1 rRNA gene (only partly in view) is annotated in these 1486 nt (G+C 52.6%); it reads right to left on the bottom strand.

The features are described 5' to 3' along the window. Nucleotides 1-32: 32 nt before the first annotated feature. Nucleotides 33-1486: ribosomal RNA gene (locus EDF88_RS24610) — 23S ribosomal RNA — on the bottom strand (it continues 1554 nt past the right edge of the window).

The following is a 1486-nucleotide window of genomic DNA, read 5'->3' as shown; positions in this document are numbered from 1 at the left end:
TAGTCTCTCAACCAAAACACCTTCGGTGTTGTAAGGTTAAGCCTCACGGATCATTAGTACTGGTTAGCTCAACGTATCGCTACGCTTACACACCCAGCCTATCAACGTCGTAGTCTTCAACGTTCCTTCAGGGGAATCAAGTTCCCAGGGAGAATTCATCTCGGGGCAAGTTTCGCGCTTAGATGCTTTCAGCGCTTATCTTTTCCGCATTTAGCTACCGGGCAATGCCATTGGCATGACAACCCGAACACCAGTGATGCGTCCACTCCGGTCCTCTCGTACTAGGAGCAGCCCCCCTCAATTCTCCAGCGCCCACGGCAGATAGGGACCGAACTGTCTCACGACGTTCTAAACCCAGCTCGCGTACCACTTTAAATGGCGAACAGCCATACCCTTGGGACCTACTTCAGCCCCAGGATGTGATGAGCCGACATCGAGGTGCCAAACACCGCCGTCGATATGAACTCTTGGGCGGTATCAGCCTGTTATCCCCGGAGTACCTTTTATCCGTTGAGCGATGGCCCTTCCATTCAGAACCACCGGATCACTAAGACCTGCTTTCGCACCTGCTCGAGCCGTCACTCTCGCAGTCAAGCTAGCTTATGCCTTTGCACTAACCTCACGATGTCCGACCGTGATTAGCTAACCTTCGTGCTCCTCCGTTACGCTTTAGGAGGAGACCGCCCCAGTCAAACTACCCACCAGACACTGTCCGCAACCCGGATTACGGGTCTACGTTAGAACACCAGCCATTAAAGGGTGGTATTTCAAGGTTGGCTCCACAAGAACTGGCGTCCTCGCTTCAAAGCCTCCCACCTATCCTACACATCAAGGACCAGTGTTCAGTGTCAAGCTATAGTAAAGGTTCACGGGGTCTTTCCGTCTTGCCGCGGGTACACTGCATCTTCACAGCGATTTCAATTTCACTGAGTCTCGGGTGGAGACAGCCTGGCCATCATTACGCCATTCGTGCAGGTCGGAACTTACCCGACAAGGAATTTCGCTACCTTAGGACCGTTATAGTTACGGCCGCCGTTTACCGGGGCTTCGATCAAGAGCTTCAGCTTGCGCTTAACCCCATCAATTAACCTTCCGGCACCGGGCAGGCGTCACACCGTATACGTCCACTTTCGTGTTTGCACAGTGCTGTGTTTTTAATAAACAGTTGCAGCCAGCTGGTATCTTCGACTGCCTTCAGCTCCATCCGCGAGGGACTTCACCTACCGACAGCGTGCCTTCTCCCGAAGTTACGGCACCATTTTGCCTAGTTCCTTCACCCGAGTTCTCTCAAGCGCCTTGGTATTCTCTACCTGACCACCTGTGTCGGTTTGGGGTACGATTTGATGTGACCTGATGCTTAGAGGCTTTTCCTGGAAGTGCGGCATTTGTTACTTCAGCACCGTAGTGCCTCGTCATCACACCTCAGCGTTAGATAAGAGTCCGGATTTACCTAAACTCTCCGCCTACATGCTTAAACCGGGACGAC

It is taken from the genome of Buttiauxella sp. BIGb0552, from assembly GCF_004366275.1.
Lineage (GTDB): Bacteria > Pseudomonadota > Gammaproteobacteria > Enterobacterales > Enterobacteriaceae > Buttiauxella > Buttiauxella gaviniae.
This window is presented reverse-complemented; position numbering and strand designations above follow the sequence as displayed.